Here is a 16650-nt window from a genome sequence, read left to right on the forward strand (position 1 = left end):
ACTAGGCCGGCGACGTTCAGAGCTGGTTCAGCGGGATTTTCAGGTAACGCACGCCGTTGCTCTCCGGTTCAGGCAACTGCCCGCTGCGCATGTTGACCTGGACGGCGGGCAGGATCAGTACCGGCATATCCAGGGTGGCGTCACGCGCTTCGCGCATGGCGACGAACTCGTCCTCGCTGATGCCCTGACGGATATGAATATTGCTGGCGCGCTGCTCGGCCACGGTGGTGACAAAACGCAGGGCGCGACCCTCGGGCAGGTAGTCATGGCACATGAACAGTTGGCTGTGGTCGGGGAAGGCGAGCAAACGCCGGATTGAGCGATACAGCGTGCGTGCGTCGGCACCGGGAAAATCGCATCGGGCAGTGCCGTAGTCAGGCATGAACAAGGTATCGCCGACAAACACCGCCTTCTCGCCAGCATCCTCGACCACGTAGCTCATGCACGCCGGGGTGTGCCCTGGGGTGTGTAGCGCACGGGCCCGCAGATTGCCGATCATCAGCACGTATTCGTCTTCCAGCAACACGTCGAACTGGCTGCCGTCGCGGGCGAAACCGGGTTCGGCGTTGAACAGTGCTGCGAAGGTCTTCTGCACCTGGGTGATGTGCGAACCGATGGCAACCTGGCCGCCGAGCTTGGCTTTCAGATAGTCAGCAGCCGACAAGTGATCGGCGTGCACATGAGTTTCCAGAATCCACTGCACACTGGCGCCGAGCGCCTCGACCCGAGCGATCAGCTTGTCCGCCGAGCTGTGGCTGGTGCGTCCCGACTTGGGGTCGTAGTCGAGCACGCTGTCGATCAGCGCGCACTTGAGGGTCTGGCGGTCCATCACCAGGTAGCTGATGGTCGAAGTGGCCTCGTCGAACAGGCTCTCTACATGGATGTTGTTGCCGATGATCATCACACTCTCCAGATATCTGCAGCGCCTTGTTAGGCTTAGGCAGTAACCCAGGGTTTATCAAGATGCATGCCAGGGTTTCAATGAGGCGTTATGGCCCACCTGTCCGCAGTGCTACAGCTATCGCAGCGTTGTCTTCCTCTCGATTCGCTGCCAGCACTGCCAGTGGTTGGCAGTCGACTGTCAGCCAATGGCAGTCACTGGCAGTCCTTGCTACGCTCGCCAGGTACCCGCAACCGGTTCTGGTCATGTCTGCGCTTTCCGCTTCTCATCCTGCCATCCTCGGCCTGGTGTCCTACCTTGAGCACGATGTGCACCCGTCGATCGTGCTCGACACCGACTACAACATCCTTGCGGCCAATGCTGCCTACCGGCGTCAGTTCGGCATCAATGACAGTGCGCCGCTGGGCGAGAAATGTCATCGCGTCTCTCATCACTACGCGGTGCCCTGTGATCAGGCCGGCGAGCACTGCCCGATGCGCAAAGCCTGGGACAGCAAAGTGCCGGAGCGGGTCCTGCACATTCATCACACCCCACGCGGGCCCGAGCATGTCGACGTCGAGTTGCGGCCAATCCTCGATGAGCAGGGCAGGGTGGTTGCTTTCGTCGAGCGCCTCAACACCGTGACCCTGGCTGCCGCCCAGCCACAGCAGCAAGGGCTGGTTGGCCGCGCGCCGGCGTTCCAGGCGGCGCTGGCCAGCTTGCAACGCGCCGCGCCAGCGCAGATTCCGGTGTTGCTGCAAGGCGAGTCCGGCACTGGCAAGGAGTTGTTCGCCCGTGCCCTGCACCTGGGCAGCCCGCGCGCGACCGGCCCGCTGGTGGTGGTCGACTGCACCGGGCTCAATGACAGCCTGTTCGAGAGTGAGCTGTTCGGCTATGAGAAAGGCGCGTTCACTGGCGCGACCCAGCGCAAGATCGGTCTCGCCGAAGCGGCCCATGGCGGCACGCTGTTCCTCGACGAAATAGGTGAAGTGCCGCTGACCATGCAGGTCAAGTTGTTGCGACTGATCGAGTCGGGCAGCTTCCGGCCGGTGGGCAGCTTGCGCACCGTGCACTCAGACTTTCGCCTGATTTCGGCTACCCACAAGCCGCTCAAAGAGATGGTGGCAGCAGGTACCTTTCGCGAGGACCTGTACTACCGAATCAGCGGTTTTCCGATTCGCTTGCCAGCGCTACGCGAGCGAGTAGAGGACCTACCGATGCTGGCGCAGAGCTTGTTACAGCGCATGGCTGGCGCCCATACCGTTACGCTGACGCCTGAAGCGCAAGCGCGCCTGAGCTTGCATGCTTTCCCGGGCAATATCCGCGAGCTGCGCAATATCCTCGAACGTGCGCGATTGTTTGCCGATGATGGGCTGATCCGCCCAGAGCATCTGCCTGAGGACCTGGCCCCCGCCAGCTCGACTGTATTGACACGAGACTCGCGTAATTCGCTAGCCGACCTCGCGCAGTTGGTGGAGCAGTTCCAAGGGCCGCGCAGCGAGCTGGCGCAGGTACTGGGCATCAGTGAACGCACGCTGTATCGCCGGCTACGTGAGCTTGGGCTTTGAGAAGGTCGAATGCGCTGCTGTTCCACGTGGAACATGCCTGCGCAGGGACGTCGGCTTTTGCACACGATGTCGCGATCAGCCGCGCCGACGACGCCTAGAGACCACCCACAGTAGCGGAGGCGTCAGCGCTGTAACTTATCTTTGCTACGGTCTGAGTTCTCATTGACATGGACACAAGGCTTAGCAGTGACGGCAGACAAGAACTGGGTGATCGTGAAGCCGGACGACATTCAATAAGAGGTAGTCCGCTGACAGGGCAGTGAAATACTGAAAAAACAAAAAGCCCGCGAATGCGGGCTTTTTGTTGATCGGCGGGCCCAGGCTTGAGCAGCACCGGTCATTTACGGCAGATCAGAAGTCCAGGTTGGACACCGACAGCGCGTTGTTCTCGATGAACTCACGACGAGGTTCCACTGCGTCGCCCATCAAGGTATTGAAGATCTGATCAGCAGCGATCGCATCTTCGATGGTGACCTTGAGCATGCGGCGAACCGCTGGGTCCATAGTGGTCTCCCAGAGCTGATCCGGGTTCATCTCGCCCAGACCTTTGTAGCGCTGGATGGTGTGACGCTTGGCAGTCTCGTTCATCAGCCAGTCGAGGGCTTCCTTGAACTCGCTGACTGCCTTGCGCCGTTCGCCACGTTGCACGTAAGCGCCTTCACCGAACAGGGTGCTGATCTTGCCACCCAGGTTAACCACAGTGCGGTAGTCGTTGCTGCCGAAGAAGTCACGGTTGAAGGTGATGTAGCTTGCGAGGCCGTGGGAGGTGATTTCCACTTCCGGCAGCCAAACGTTGCGCTCTTTGTCTTCACGCAGGCTGGCGTTGTAGGCCAGGCCCGACTTCTGATTGCTGTGCAGGCGAGCCTGGAAGGTTTTCAACCAAGCCTGCATGTGAGCGTGATCACCCAACTGCTCCAGGGTGATTTCATCCATGTAGATGAAGTGCTCGGTCAGCTCCTGCGGATACAGGCGCGACAGACGCTTTAGGGTCTTCATCACACTGCGGAACTCTTGGACCAGACTTTCCAGCTGTACGCCGGAAACTGCTGGCGCCGATTCGTCCAGGTGCAGGCTGGCATCATCCAGCGCCGACTGGGTCATGTACTCTTCCATGGCCTCGTCGTCTTTGATGTACTGCTCCTGCTTGCCGCGCTTGACCTTGTACAGCGGTGGCTGAGCGATGTAGATGTAGCCGCGCTCGACCAGCTCCGGCAGCTGACGGAAGAAGAAGGTCAGCAGCAGGGTACGGATGTGCGAACCGTCGACGTCGGCATCGGTCATGATGATGATGTTGTGGTAACGCAGCTTGGCGATGTTGTACTCGTCGCGGCCGATACCACAGCCCAGCGCGGTGATCAGCGTACCGACTTCCTGGGACGAGATCATCTTGTCGAAGCGGGCTTTCTCGACGTTGAGGATCTTACCCTTCAACGGCAGGATCGCCTGGGTACGACGGTTACGGCCTTGCTTGGCCGAACCACCTGCGGAGTCACCCTCCACCAGGTACAGTTCAGACAGGGCAGGGTCCTTCTCCTGGCAGTCAGCCAGTTTCCCCGGCAGGCCAGCGATGTCCAGTGCACCTTTACGGCGAGTCATCTCACGCGCTTTACGCGCAGCTTCACGAGCACGGGCAGCGTCGATCATCTTGCCGACCACAGCCTTGGCTTCGTTGGGGTTCTCCAAGAGGAAGTCAGAGAAGAACTTGTTCATCTCTTGTTCGACGGCGGTCTTCACCTCCGACGAGACCAGCTTGTCTTTGGTCTGCGAGCTGAACTTCGGGTCCGGCACCTTCACCGAGATGATCGCGGTCAGGCCTTCCCGGGCGTCGTCACCCGTGGTTGCAACCTTGTTCTTCTTGGCCAGGCCTTCTTGCTCGATGTAAGCATTCAGGCTGCGGGTCAACGAAGAACGGAAGCCGACCAGGTGAGTACCACCATCGCGCTGCGGAATGTTGTTGGTGAAGCACAACAGGTTTTCGTTGAAGCTGTCGTTCCACTGCAGGGCAACTTCAACACCGACGCCATCTTCACGCTGGGTGCTGAAGTGGAAGACCTGGCTGTTGACCGGCGTCTTGTTGGTGTTCAGATACTCGACAAATGCGCGCAGGCCGCCTTCATATTTGAAGAGCTCTTCTTTGCCACTGCGCTCATCCTTCAACAGAATGCCAACACCCGAGTTCAGGAACGACAACTCGCGAATACGCTTGGCCAGAATGTCCCAGCTGAAGTGGATATTCTTGAAGGTGTCAGCAGACGGCTTGAAGTGGATATGGGTACCGGTGCTGTCGCTTTCGCCAACAACCGCCATAGGCGCTTGCGGTACGCCGTGGACGTAAGTCTGTTCCCAGACCTTGCCACTACGGCGTACGGTCAGAATGAGTTGCTCAGAAAGGGCGTTCACTACCGAAACGCCAACACCGTGCAGACCGCCGGATACTTTGTACGAGTTGTCGTCGAACTTACCGCCGGCGTGCAGCACAGTCATGATGACTTCAGCAGCTGAGACGCCTTCTTCTTTATGGACGTCGACCGGAATACCACGGCCGTTGTCGCGGACGCTGATGGATTCGTCCGGATGGATGATGACGGTGATGTCATCGCAGTGACCGGCGAGGGCTTCGTCGATCGAGTTGTCGACCACCTCGAAGACCATGTGGTGCAGGCCGCTGCCATCATCGGTGTCGCCGATATACATGCCGGGACGTTTGCGTACGGCATCAAGCCCTTTCAGCACTTTAATGCTGGACGAGTCGTACGTTTGATTTTCGCTCATGCCTTCACTCCCGATGGTCGTGGGTCTGGGTGATACGGCCCTGTTCCACGTGGAACAAAGCAACTGGCGTTTCCGTCTGCCAGCCTTCCCTCAGTAATTCGTGATCTACACAGGTGATGAACACCTGGCAGCGTAATTCTTCAAGCAAGCGGCACAGTGCGCGGCGATGCTGCTCGTCCAGCTCAGACGGCAGGTCATCTACGAGATAGATACAAAGACCGCGGCGAGCCTGGCTAACCAGATGACCTTGGGCGATGCGCAATGCGCACACCACAAGTTTCTGTTGCCCACGGGACAAGATATCCGCAGCGTTGTTTGCACCAATACGCAGGCGCAAATCTGCACGTTGCGGACCGGCCTGGGTATGGCCAATCTGCTGATCGCGTTGAAGAGAAGTGGCGAGGACCTCGTTAAGTTCCCGGTCCTTGTCCCAGCCGCGATAGTAGCTCAAGGTCAATCCGTCCAGCTCGACCAGTTCGCTCAGGGTACGCTCGAAGACGGGCTTCAAGGCCTTGATGTAGGTGCGACGGTATTCATCTATCTCCGCGCTCGCCAGGCACAATTCTCGGTCCCAGGCGGCTTGCGAAGCAGCGTCAAGTGTACCATGCCGCAACCATGAGTTCCGCTGCCGCAGCGCCTTCTGCAAGCGCTGCCAAGCACCGAGGAAACGTGGTTCCACGTGGAACACTCCCCAGTCGAGAAACTGCCGACGTATTTTCGGAGCGCCCTCGAGCAGGCGAAAGCTGTCCGGGTTGATCAATTGCAGCGGCAGTAGCTCGGCAAGCTGCGCAGCACTGCGAGCGTTCTGCCCATCGATGCGAATGGTGAAGTCGCCCTGGCGCTCGCGTGATACACCCAGGTTGCTGGTGCCACCTTCGGCCAGTTGCACTTCACCAAAGACGGTACAGGTCGGCTGCTCGTACTGGATAACCGGCGTCAGTCGGGTGCTGCGAAATGATCGAGCCAGACCCAGAAGGTACACGGCTTCAAGCACGCTGGTCTTGCCGCTGCCGTTGGCGCCGTAAAGGATGTTGATGCGGGGGGAGGGCGTGAGGGTCACTGGGTGCAGGTTGCGCACCGCAGTGACCATGATACGTCGTAGGGACATTCGCTCAGCTACAGATCACAGGCGCATCGGCATGACGACATAGGACGAGTCATCGTTGCCAGCTTCCTGCAGCAGGGCACTGCTGTTGGAGTCGGATAGAATCAGACGAACCTGTTCTGTGGTCATTACGCCCAGCACGTCCAGCAAGTAGCTGACGTTGAAGCCGATCTCCAGCGCGCTGCCGTTATAGTCGACGCTGATTTCTTCCTCAGCTTCTTCCTGCTCAGGGTTGTTGGCCTGGATTTTCAGTTGGCCGGCGGCCAACTGCAGGCGAATCCCGCGGTACTTCTCGTTGGACAGAATCGCAGTACGGCTGAAAGCTTCACGCAATGCCTGACGATCACCCACCACCAGCTTGTCACCGCCTTTAGGCAGCACACGCTCGTAGTCTGGGAACTTGCCGTCTACCAGCTTGGAGGTAAAGGTGAATTCACCGGTGGTAGCGCGGATATGGTGCTGGCCGAGTACGATACTGACCATGCCTTCTGGATCGGTCAGCAAACGCGCCAGCTCCAGGATACCTTTGCGTGGCACGATCACCTGGTGCCGGTCAGCTTGCTCGATTCCTGCGGTCATCGAGCACATAGCCAGGCGATGGCCGTCAGTAGCAACGGCGCGCAGGGTGCCTGGGGACACTTCAAGCAGCATACCGTTGAGGTAGTAGCGCACGTCCTGCTGAGCCATGGCGAAGCTGGTGCGCTCGATCAGACGGCGCAGGCGGCTCTGCTCCAGGTCGCAGGTCAGCGAGCCTGGGCCTTCTTCAACAGTCGGGAAGTCATTGGCGGGCAGCGTCGACAGGGTGAAGCGGCTGCGACCGGCTTTAACCAGCAGCTTCTGCTCATCAACCTTGATGTCGATCAGCGCGTCACTTGGCAAGCTCTTGCAGATGTCCATCAGCTTACGTGCCGGGACAGTGATTTCGCCTGGCTCGGCTGGTTCTTCCAGCTGCACGCGACCAACCAGTTCGACTTCCAGGTCGGTACCGGTCAACGACAGCTGCTGGCCTTGTACGACCAACAGGACGTTGGACAGGACCGGCAAGGTCTGGCGACGCTCGACGACACCTGCGACCAGTTGCAGGGGTTTCAACAGGGCTTCGCGTTGAATGGTGAAATGCATGGTCTAGTCCCTTGCCTTCAAAATGGCTGCGCCGGCGATCATCATGTCGTCAGCGTCCGCAGCAGGTTCTTGTAGTCCTCGCGGATGTCCGCATCGGATTCTTTCAGTTCGTTGATCTTGCGGCAGGCGTGCAGCACGGTGGTGTGGTCGCGGCCGCCAAACATATCGCCAATCTCTGGCAAGCTGTGGTTGGTCAGCTCTTTCGACAACGCCATGGCTACCTGACGCGGACGCGCTACCGAGCGCGAGCGACGCTTGGACAGCAGATCGGAGATCTTGATCTTGTAGTACTCAGCGACGGTGCGCTGAATGTTATCCACACTGACCAATTTATCCTGCAGCGCCAGCAAGTCCTTCAGCGACTCGCGGATCAGCTCGATGGTGATATCGCGGCCCATGAAGTGCGAGTGAGCGATGACCCGCTTCAGCGCGCCCTCCAGCTCACGCACGTTGGAACGAATACGCTGGGCAATGAAGAAGGCTGCGTCATGCGGCAAATCCACCTTGGCCTGGTCGGCCTTCTTCATCAGGATCGCAACGCGGGTCTCGAGCTCTGGCGGCTCGACTGCAACAGTCAAACCCCAGCCGAAGCGCGATTTCAGACGCTCTTCAAGGCCTTCGATTTCCTTCGGATAGCGGTCGCTGGTCAAAATCACCTGCTGACCGCCTTCAAGCAAGGCGTTGAAGGTGTGGAAAAACTCTTCCTGCGAACGCTCCTTGCGGGCGAAGAACTGAATGTCATCGATCAGCAGCGCATCGACTGAGCGGTAGAAGCGCTTGAACTCGTTGATGGCATTGAGCTGCAGCGCCTTGACCATGTCAGCCACGAAGCGCTCGGAATGCAGGTACACCACCTTGGCATTCGGGTTCTTCTTCAGCAGGTGGTTACCCACAGCGTGCATCAAGTGCGTTTTCCCCAGGCCTACACCGCCATACAGAAAGAGCGGGTTGTAACCATGCTTGGGGTTATCCGCCACCTGCCACGCAGCCGCACGGGCAAGTTGGTTGGATTTACCTTCCACAAACGTATCGAAGGTGAACGTGCGGTTCAGATAGCTGGTGTGCTTGAGCGCACCTTCTACCTGCACAGTGCGCTGTTCAGTGCGCCCAGGTGCAGTTGGCTGCACGGGCGTATCGCCGCCCATCGAGTCAAAGCTGTGGCGCGAAGTCGGCTCTTCGACTTCGTTGACCATTACCGGCTCGATCGATTTGGCCGCAGTGCGCTCTTCAGACGGAGCCGCAGGTGCAGGCTGCTGAGACTGTGCAATCGCTGCCGCCGCAGCACTGACCGGGGCGTTGGGAGCTGCGCGTGCTGCAGAACTGCGGCGGCTGCCTATCAACAAGGACAGCGCCGGTGCGATGCCGCTGCCGTGCTCACCCAGCAGCTCAAGCAGCCGGCCCAGGTACTTTTCATTGACCCAGTCGAGGACGAAGCGATTAGGCGCGTATACGCGCAGCTCGTCGCCTTCGGCTTCGACCTGTAGTGGACGGATCCAGGTGTTGAATTGCTGGGCAGGCAGTTCGTCGCGCAGAAGCTCCACGCACTGCTGCCAAAGTTCCACTGACACGGATATCCCCTGAGTTGAAAGCCGGATGAGGCAAAAAGCAAACCGCCATTGTACCGGGCGGGTGAGTACTTATCCACATAAGAGCGGCATGGATGGCGTGCCAAAGCAGCCAATTCATGTCCGAAAAGCCATCTTAACCCCTGAATAAGCTCTGTGGATAACCCCACATAAGGGCTATGCACAACCCTGGGTTGAAGCCTGTGGATAAAACCCCTGTGGATAAACAGCCATTCGATCCACAGGTTTCGACCATGCGCAGCACAAGCGCAGCACCTGTTTCTGACAGAGTCTACGATCTCTGTACATAGCATGGATAAAGGGCTGCGTAATGTTATCCACAGAAAAGGCTGTGTATAAGATCTATAAGTTATTCAGAAAAGCTTTATATATCCCTCTTTTATATTTTCATATTGAGCGTGTCTGTGAAAAGCGCTCAGGCCGATGACACACTCGGTCCAGCACCACCTCATCCACCACGCCGATGAAAAAAGTGCTGCCATCCATAAGGAAAGGCTGGTTGGAAATTGACCTATTGGCTTGCTTTCTCTAGAATCGCCGATCTCTTAAAACGGGGGCCATTCCGGCCCGTGTCGTCGAACCCAGGTAACACGCCATGAAACGTACTTTCCAACCAAGCACCATCAAGCGCGCGCGCACCCACGGCTTCCGTGCCCGTATGGCCACCAAGAACGGTCGTGCAGTACTGTCGCGTCGTCGCGCCAAAGGCCGTAAGCGTCTGGCCGTTTGATTTTTCGGCACAGGTGGTGAGTCAGGACTTCAGTCGGGATAAGCGACTGCTTACAGCCCGGCACTTCAAAGCGGTCTTCGACTCGCCAACTGGCAAGGTTCCAGGCAAAAGCCTGCTTATCCTTGCCCGCGAGAACGGCCTCGATCACCCGCGCCTCGGCTTGGTGATCGGCAAGAAGAGCGTCAAGCTTGCCGTTCAACGCAATCGCCTCAAACGTTTGATGCGTGATTCCTTTCGTCTGAATCAGCAGAGTCTTGCTGGGCTGGACATTGTGATCGTCGCGCGCAAAGGCTTGGGCGAGGTAGAAAACCCAGAATTGCACCAACACTTTGGCAAACTCTGGAAGCGCCTGGCTCGCAGTCGGCCCTCTCCAGCGGTAACTGCCGATCCTGCAGGGGTAGACAGTCCAGATGCGTAAACTGGCCCTCGTTCCGATCCAGTTTTACCGTTACGCCATTAGTCCTCTGATGGCCAGCCATTGTCGTTTCTACCCCAGCTGCTCCTGTTACGCCTACGAAGCCATTGAAAACCATGGCCTCTTGCGTGGCGGGTGGCTAGCCGTTCGTCGCCTGGGGCGTTGTAATCCGTGGAACGACGGCGGTTTCGATCCCGTCCCACCCGCTCCCTCCTCCCGAACTTCTTCGATAGCCGAGTAATCATGGATATTAAACGCACGATCCTGATCGTCGCCCTGGCAATCGTGGCCTACGTGCTGGTCCTTAAATGGAACCAGGACTACGGTCAGGCTGCTCTGCCGACTCAGCACACTGCTGCCAGCAACGCTGCACCGGCTCTGCCGGACACCGTACCGGCTGGTAACAACGACGGCGCCAGCGCCGACGTGCCGAGCGCCAATGCTGATGCCAGCCCGGCCGAACTGGCTCCAGTGGCCGTCAGCAAGGACCTGATCCGCGTCAAGACCGACGTCCTTGATCTGGCTATCGACCCGGTCGGTGGTGACATCGTCCAGCTGAACCTGCCGCAATTCCCGCGTCGTCAGGATCATCCGGATATCCCGTTCCAGCTGTTCGACAACGGCAATGAGCGCACCTACCTGGCCCAAAGCGGCCTGACCGGTGCCAATGGCCCGGACGCCCGCGCCACCGGTCGCCCTGTATATGCCGCCGAGCAGAAGAGCTTCCAGCTGGCCGATGGCCAGGAACAACTGGTCGTCGACCTGAAGTTCAGCGAGAACGGCGTCAACTACATCAAGCGCTTCAGCTTCAAGCGCGGCGAGTACGATCTGACCGTCAGCTACCTGATCGACAACCAGAGCGGCCAGGCCTGGTCGGGCAACATGTTTGCTCAGCTCAAGCGTGATGCCAGCTCCGATCCATCGTCGAGCACCGCGACCGGTACCGCGACCTACCTGGGCGCTGCCCTGTGGACGCCGTCCGAGCCGTACAAGAAAGTGTCGATGAAAGACATCGACAAGGGCAGCCTGAAAGAAACCGTATCCGGTGGCTGGGTTGCCTGGCTGCAGCACTACTTCGTAACTGCCTGGATTCCGGCCAAGTCGGACAACAACGTCCTGCAGACCCGGAAAGACAGCCAAGGCAACTACATCATCGGCTACACCGGCCCGGCGCTCAGCGTGCCTGCTGGTGGCAAGGTCGAAACCAGCGCCATGCTGTACGCCGGTCCGAAGATTCAGTCCAAGCTCAAGGAGTTGTCCCCAGGCCTGGAACTGACCGTCGACTACGGCTTCCTGTGGTTCATTGCCCAGCCGATCTTCTGGCTGCTGCAACATATCCACAGCCTGCTGGGTAACTGGGGCTGGTCGATCATCGTCCTGACCATGCTGATCAAAGGTCTGTTCTTCCCGCTGTCGGCTGCCAGCTACCGTTCGATGGCGCGCATGCGTGCCGTATCGCCGAAACTGGCCGCGCTGAAGGAACGCTTCGGTGACGATCGCCAGAAGATGTCCCAGGCGATGATGGAGCTGTACAAGAAAGAGAAGATCAACCCGCTCGGTGGCTGCTTGCCGATCCTGGTGCAGATGCCGGTGTTCCTGGCCCTGTACTGGGTTCTGCTGGAAAGCGTCGAGATGCGCCAGGCACCATGGATGCTGTGGATTACCGACCTGTCGATCAAGGATCCGTTCTTCATCCTGCCGATCATCATGGGCGCGACCATGTTCATCCAGCAGCGCCTGAACCCAACCCCGCCGGATCCGATGCAGGCGAAGGTCATGAAAATGATGCCAATCATCTTCACCTTCTTCTTCCTGTGGTTCCCAGCTGGTCTGGTGCTGTACTGGGTTGTGAACAACTGCCTGTCGATTTCGCAGCAGTGGTACATCACTCGCCGTATCGAAGCAGCCTCCAAAAGTGCTGCCGCCTAACAGGCTGTTACGCTAGCCTGTGAATAAAAACGCCCCCTCGTGGGGCGTTTTTGCTATCTGTGTAATGAATTTGTGGAGAGGCTTGCGAGCATGAACCCTGTGCGTGAAACCATCGCCGCGATTGCCACCGCCCAAGGCCGCGGTGGGGTCGGCATCGTCCGGCTGTCCGGTCCATTGGCGAGCGAGGCCGGGCTGGCCATTACCGGCCGCAGCCTGAAACCACGTTATGCACACTACGGCCCGTTCCGCGACCAGGACGGCCTGGTGCTCGACGAGGGCATCGCGTTGTTCTTCCCCGGGCCGAACTCGTTCACCGGCGAAGACGTGCTCGAGCTGCAGGGCCACGGCGGCCCGGTGGTATTGGACATGCTCTTGCAGCGTTGCCTGCAGTTGGGCAGCCGCCTGGCGCGTCCGGGTGAATTCAGTGAGCGGGCTTTTCTCAACGACAAACTCGACCTGGCCCAGGCAGAAGCCATCGCCGACCTGATCGAGGCCAGCTCGACTCAGGCTGCGCGAAATGCACTGCGGTCACTGCAGGGCGAGTTTTCCAAACGTGTGCACAGCCTGACCGAAGCATTGATTGCCTTGCGCATCTACGTCGAGGCGGCGATCGATTTTCCCGAAGAGGAGATCGATTTCCTCGCCGATGGCCACGTACTGGGCATGCTCGATGAGGTTCGCACTGCGTTATCCACAGTGCAGAAGGAAGCAGGCCAGGGCGCATTGCTGCGTGACGGTATGAACGTGGTGATCGCCGGCCGGCCCAATGCCGGCAAGTCGAGCCTGCTCAACCGGCTGGCCGGGCGCGAAGCGGCGATCGTAACTGAAATCGCCGGCACCACCCGGGACATCCTGCGTGAACATATCCACATCGATGGCATGCCGTTGCACGTTGTGGATACCGCAGGCCTGCGCGATACCGATGATCATGTGGAAAAGATCGGGGTGGAACGTGCGTTGAAGGCAATCAGCGAAGCTGACCGTGTGCTGCTCGTCGTCGACAGTACCGCGCCGGAAGCGGCAGATCCATTCGCTTTGTGGCCCGAATTTCTCGACCAACGGCCAGATCCGGGTAAAGTCACCCTGATTCGCAACAAGGCCGACCTCAGTGGTGAAGCGGTTGCAGTTGAACAATGCGCCGATGGCCACGTCACCATCACGCTTAGCGCCAAGGGCGATGACACCGGTCTGGAGCTGCTGCGCGAGCACCTGAAAGCCTGCATGGGTTATCAACAGACCTCCGAAAGCAGCTTCAGCGCGCGTCGGCGCCACCTGGAGGCGCTGAACATCGCAAGTACGCATCTGGAGCACGGTCGTGCTCAGCTCACGCTGGCGGGCGCGGGAGAGCTGCTGGCCGAGGATCTGCGCATGGCGCAGCAGGCACTCGGCGAAATTACCGGTGCGTTCAGCTCGGACGACCTGCTCGGGCGCATCTTCTCCAGCTTCTGTATCGGTAAATAATCCACAAATCTGTCGCCGACGGGCCTGAGCGCAGGCCTTTCGGCCCATGACAGCGGCAGCACACTGGACGCAATGTCCGGTTTTACTCCCTCCTTTGTAAAAAATCCCTAATCCGTGGCTGCTGATTTTGATCAACAGGCTCGTTCTCTGCGTCTAAGCTCTGTGGATAAGCCGCCCTTAGCTCAGTTGATAACCATGCTTTTTTTCTGAGGATAAATCCGCCTGTGGGTAACATGGCATTCTATCCACAGGCTCAAAGGGCTTATCCAGAGCCCTCATAGGCACATGGACACAGGGTTTAATTCCTCTGTACATACCATGAATTCTGGCCTGTAGCGTTCTATCCACAGATAATGGCCTGCATAGAAATAAACATAAAAACAAAGCTTTTAAATATTTTCCTTTTTAATTTCTGTTATCCCGTTCATCCACAGGCTGGTCAAAATTTGCGCAGACGGTTTCTTTAGAAGGCAGGAAGTCGCATACTTGTCCGCTTAATTTTTCTATTCGCGAAACAGGCACGAGGTGCGTGGTGGATTTCCCTTCCCGTTTTGAAGTGATCGTCATCGGCGGCGGCCATGCCGGTACCGAGGCTGCGCTTGCGTCTGCACGCATGGGTGTAAAAACCCTGTTGCTGACCCACAACGTGGAAACCCTCGGTCACATGAGCTGCAACCCAGCCATCGGTGGCATCGGCAAGAGCCATCTGGTCAAAGAGATCGATGCGCTCGGCGGCGCCATGGCGTTGGCCACCGACAAAAGCGGTATCCAGTTCCGTGTTCTGAACAACCGCAAAGGTCCGGCCGTACGGGCAACCCGTGCCCAGGCCGACCGCGCTATCTACAAGGCTGTGGTACGCGAGATTCTCGAGAACCAGCCCAACCTGTGGATTTTCCAGCAGTCCTGTGACGACCTGATCGTCGAGCAGGACCAGGTCAAGGGCGTGGTTACACAAATGGGTCTGCGCTTTTTCGCGGATTCGGTGGTGTTGACCAGTGGCACCTTCCTCGGCGGGCTTATCCACATCGGCATGCAGAACTACAGCGGTGGTCGCGCCGGTGACCCGCCTTCCAATGCCTTGGCCCAACGCATGCGTGAACTGCCGCTGCGTGTCGGTCGCCTGAAAACCGGTACACCGCCACGCATCGACGGCCGCTCGGTGGATTTCTCGGTAATGACCGAGCAGCCGGGTGATACACCGATTCCAGTGATGTCGTTCATGGGCAACGCGCAGATGCATCCGCGTCAGGTCAGCTGCTGGATTACCCATACCAACGCCCGCACCCACGAGATCATTGCCTCAAACCTGGATCGCTCGCCGATGTATTCGGGCGTGATCGAAGGCGTCGGCCCGCGTTACTGCCCGTCGATCGAAGACAAGATCCACCGCTTTGCCGACAAGGACAGCCACCAGGTATTCATCGAGCCGGAAGGCCTGACTACCCACGAGCTGTACCCCAACGGCATTTCCACTTCGTTGCCGTTCGACGTGCAACTGGAGCTGGTGCGCTCGATCCGTGGTATGGAAAACGCCCACATCGTGCGCCCCGGCTATGCCATCGAGTACGACTACTTCGACCCGCGTGATCTCAAGTACAGCCTCGAGACCAAGGTCATCGGCGGCTTGTTCTTCGCCGGTCAGATCAACGGCACCACCGGTTACGAAGAGGCCGGTGCACAAGGTTTGCTCGCCGGGACCAACGCTGCGCTGCGCGCGCAGGGCCGTGACAGCTGGTGCCCGCGGCGCGACGAGGCCTACCTCGGGGTGCTGGTCGATGACCTGATTACCCTCGGCACCCAGGAGCCGTACCGCATGTTCACTTCACGTGCCGAGTACCGCCTGATCCTGCGCGAAGACAACGCCGACCTGCGCCTGACCGAGAAGGGCCGTGAGCTCGGCTTGATCGACGATCAGCGTTGGGCCGCGTTCTGCACCAAGCGCGAAGGCATCGAACGTGAAGAACAGCGCCTGAAATCCACCTGGGTGCGCCCTAATACTGCGCAAGGCCAAGCCATTGTGGATAAGTTCGGCACGCCGCTGAGTCACGAGTACAGCCTGCTAAACCTGCTGGCCCGCCCAGAGATCGACTATGTCGGCCTGATCGAGGCTACCGGGGGCGAAATCCTCGATGCACAGGTTGCCGAGCAGGTCGAAATAAAGACCAAGTACGCCGGCTACATTGACCGCCAGCAGGAAGAAATCGCCCGCCTGCGCGCCAGTGAAGACACCCAGTTGCCTGTGGATATCGACTACACGACGATTTCCGGGCTGTCCAAAGAGATCCAGAGCAAGCTTGGCCAGACCCGTCCAGAGACTCTCGGCCAGGCTTCGCGTATCCCCGGCGTCACGCCGGCGGCGATTTCGCTGTTGTTGATCCACCTGAAAAAACGCGGCGCTGGCCGCGAATTGGAGCAAAGCGCTTGAGTTCTTCGGTCACCCCGCAGCACGCAGAAGAGTTGTCCACAGGCGCGCGCCAGCTTGGCGTCGCCCTGAGCGAGCAGCAGCACCAGCAATTGCTGGGTTATCTGGCCCTGTTGATAAAATGGAACAAGGCTTACAACCTCACCGCAGTGCGCGATCCTGATGAAATGGTTTCGCGGCATTTGCTCGACAGCCTCAGCGTGATGCCGTTTATCCACAGCGACGCGCAAAGCTGGCTCGATGTTGGCAGCGGTGGTGGCATGCCCGGTATCCCGTTGGCGATTCTGCACCCGCACAAGCAAGTGACCCTGCTCGACAGCAACGGCAAGAAAACCCGCTTCCTGACCCAGGTGAAGCTGGAGCTCAAGCTCGACAACCTGCAGGTTATCCACAGCCGGGTCGAGGAGTATCAACCGGCGCAGCCGTTTGCCGGGATCATCTCCCGAGCGTTCAGCAGCATGGAGAACTTCACCGGCTGGACGCGCCACCTCGGTGACACGCAGACGCACTGGCTTGCAATGAAAGGGCTGCATCCTGCCGACGAACTGGTAGCATTGCCCGCAGACTTCACAGTCGAAAGCGAGCAGGCCCTGACCGTTCCGGGTTGTCAGGGCCAGCGTCATCTGCTGATACTGCGCCGCAAGGCATGACTGGGAACAC

The 16650-nt window shown here is 58.9% G+C and carries 13 protein-coding genes; 8 read left to right on the plus strand and 5 right to left on the minus strand.

The annotated features are described in order from the left end of the window. Positions 1 to 16: 16 nt before the first annotated feature. A complete protein-coding gene (locus tag K3F44_RS19700) occupies positions 17 to 901 on the minus strand; it encodes an MBL fold metallo-hydrolase (protein WP_220632830.1) in 885 nt (294 codons plus the stop codon). Positions 902 to 1146: 245 nt separating this feature from the next. Between K3F44_RS19700 and K3F44_RS19705 the strand changes: the two genes are divergently transcribed. After that, complete coding sequence (locus tag K3F44_RS19705; RefSeq protein ID WP_220632831.1) at positions 1147 to 2448, plus strand: sigma-54-dependent Fis family transcriptional regulator; 1302 nt, start codon at positions 1147 to 1149, stop codon at positions 2446 to 2448. A gap of 351 nt (positions 2449 to 2799) precedes the next feature. On the opposite strand, the gene gyrB is transcribed toward K3F44_RS19705, so the two are convergent. From gyrB to dnaA, 4 genes are read right to left on the minus strand one after another with little or no spacing between them, the layout of a single operon-like run. Next, positions 2800 to 5220, minus strand: a complete 2421-nt coding sequence (gyrB, locus tag K3F44_RS19710) for a DNA topoisomerase (ATP-hydrolyzing) subunit B (RefSeq protein ID WP_101322780.1) — start codon at positions 5218 to 5220, stop codon at positions 2800 to 2802. A gap of 4 nt (positions 5221 to 5224) precedes the next feature. Then, positions 5225 to 6328: a DNA replication/repair protein RecF gene (recF, locus tag K3F44_RS19715; protein WP_101322781.1), complete on the minus strand. Its 1104-nt coding sequence runs from the start codon at positions 6326 to 6328 to the stop codon at positions 5225 to 5227. Between the two features lie 15 nt (positions 6329 to 6343). Then, positions 6344 to 7447 carry a DNA polymerase III subunit beta gene (dnaN, locus tag K3F44_RS19720; protein ID WP_101322782.1) on the minus strand — a complete coding sequence of 368 codons (1104 nt, stop codon included), beginning with the start codon at positions 7445 to 7447 and terminating at the stop codon, positions 6344 to 6346. Positions 7448 to 7488: 41 nt separating this feature from the next. Further along, positions 7489 to 9015, minus strand: a complete 1527-nt coding sequence (gene dnaA / locus K3F44_RS19725; RefSeq protein WP_101322783.1) for a chromosomal replication initiator protein DnaA — start codon at positions 9013 to 9015, stop codon at positions 7489 to 7491. A 613-nt stretch (positions 9016 to 9628) separates the two neighbouring features. On the opposite strand from dnaA, the gene rpmH reads away from it, so the two are divergent. The 7 genes from rpmH to rsmG all read left to right on the plus strand — a co-directional run bounded on the left by rpmH (position 9629) and on the right by rsmG (position 16640). Next, positions 9629 to 9763 (plus strand): 50S ribosomal protein L34, encoded by a 135-nt coding sequence (gene rpmH, locus K3F44_RS19730; protein WP_002551315.1) that lies wholly within the window; start codon positions 9629 to 9631, stop codon positions 9761 to 9763. Positions 9764 to 9776: 13 nt separating this feature from the next. Further along, a complete protein-coding gene (gene rnpA, locus K3F44_RS19735) occupies positions 9777 to 10181 on the plus strand; it encodes a ribonuclease P protein component (RefSeq protein ID WP_101322784.1) in 405 nt (134 codons plus the stop codon). Beyond that, positions 10174 to 10419: a membrane protein insertion efficiency factor YidD gene (gene yidD / locus K3F44_RS19740; RefSeq protein WP_101322785.1), complete on the plus strand. Its 246-nt coding sequence runs from the start codon at positions 10174 to 10176 to the stop codon at positions 10417 to 10419. The genes rnpA and yidD overlap by 8 nt, the downstream gene beginning before the upstream one ends. Positions 10420 to 10421: 2 nt before the next feature. Then, entirely contained in the window at positions 10422 to 12107 is a 1686-nt protein-coding gene (yidC, locus tag K3F44_RS19745) for a membrane protein insertase YidC (RefSeq protein ID WP_101322786.1), read from the plus strand. A 90-nt stretch (positions 12108 to 12197) separates the two neighbouring features. Beyond that, positions 12198 to 13568, plus strand: a complete 1371-nt coding sequence (gene mnmE, locus K3F44_RS19750) for a tRNA uridine-5-carboxymethylaminomethyl(34) synthesis GTPase MnmE (RefSeq protein ID WP_101322787.1) — start codon at positions 12198 to 12200, stop codon at positions 13566 to 13568. Positions 13569 to 14100: 532 nt separating this feature from the next. Beyond that, positions 14101 to 15993, plus strand: coding sequence for a tRNA uridine-5-carboxymethylaminomethyl(34) synthesis enzyme MnmG (gene mnmG / locus K3F44_RS19755; protein ID WP_101322788.1), 1893 nt, complete (start codon positions 14101 to 14103; stop codon positions 15991 to 15993). Then, entirely contained in the window at positions 15990 to 16640 is a 651-nt protein-coding gene (rsmG, locus tag K3F44_RS19760; protein WP_150572356.1) for a 16S rRNA (guanine(527)-N(7))-methyltransferase RsmG, read from the plus strand. The genes mnmG and rsmG overlap by 4 nt, the downstream gene beginning before the upstream one ends. The last annotated feature ends 10 nt before the right edge of the window (positions 16641 to 16650 follow it).

The organism is Pseudomonas sp. S07E 245 (assembly GCF_019599025.1).
GTDB classification, from domain to species: Bacteria; Pseudomonadota; Gammaproteobacteria; order Pseudomonadales; family Pseudomonadaceae; genus Aquipseudomonas; species Aquipseudomonas shirazensis.

What these genes read in the sequence shown, in the direction of transcription:
- recF (WP_101322781.1), bottom strand. Translation starts at nt 6,328, where the DNA reads ATGTCCCTACGACGTATCATGGTCACTGCGGTGCGCAACCTGCACCCA.
- mnmE (WP_101322787.1), top strand. Translation starts at nt 12,198, where the DNA reads ATGAACCCTGTGCGTGAAACCATCGCCGCGATTGCCACCGCCCAAGGC.
- rpmH (WP_002551315.1), top strand. Translation starts at nt 9,629, where the DNA reads ATGAAACGTACTTTCCAACCAAGCACCATCAAGCGCGCGCGCACCCAC.
- yidD (WP_101322785.1), top strand. Translation starts at nt 10,174, where the DNA reads ATGCGTAAACTGGCCCTCGTTCCGATCCAGTTTTACCGTTACGCCATT.
- gyrB (WP_101322780.1), bottom strand. Translation starts at nt 5,220, where the DNA reads ATGAGCGAAAATCAAACGTACGACTCGTCCAGCATTAAAGTGCTGAAA.
- K3F44_RS19705 (WP_220632831.1), top strand. Translation starts at nt 1,147, where the DNA reads ATGTCTGCGCTTTCCGCTTCTCATCCTGCCATCCTCGGCCTGGTGTCC.
- K3F44_RS19700 (WP_220632830.1), bottom strand. Translation starts at nt 901, where the DNA reads ATGATCATCGGCAACAACATCCATGTAGAGAGCCTGTTCGACGAGGCC.
- yidC (WP_101322786.1), top strand. Translation starts at nt 10,422, where the DNA reads ATGGATATTAAACGCACGATCCTGATCGTCGCCCTGGCAATCGTGGCC.
- dnaN (WP_101322782.1), bottom strand. Translation starts at nt 7,447, where the DNA reads ATGCATTTCACCATTCAACGCGAAGCCCTGTTGAAACCCCTGCAACTG.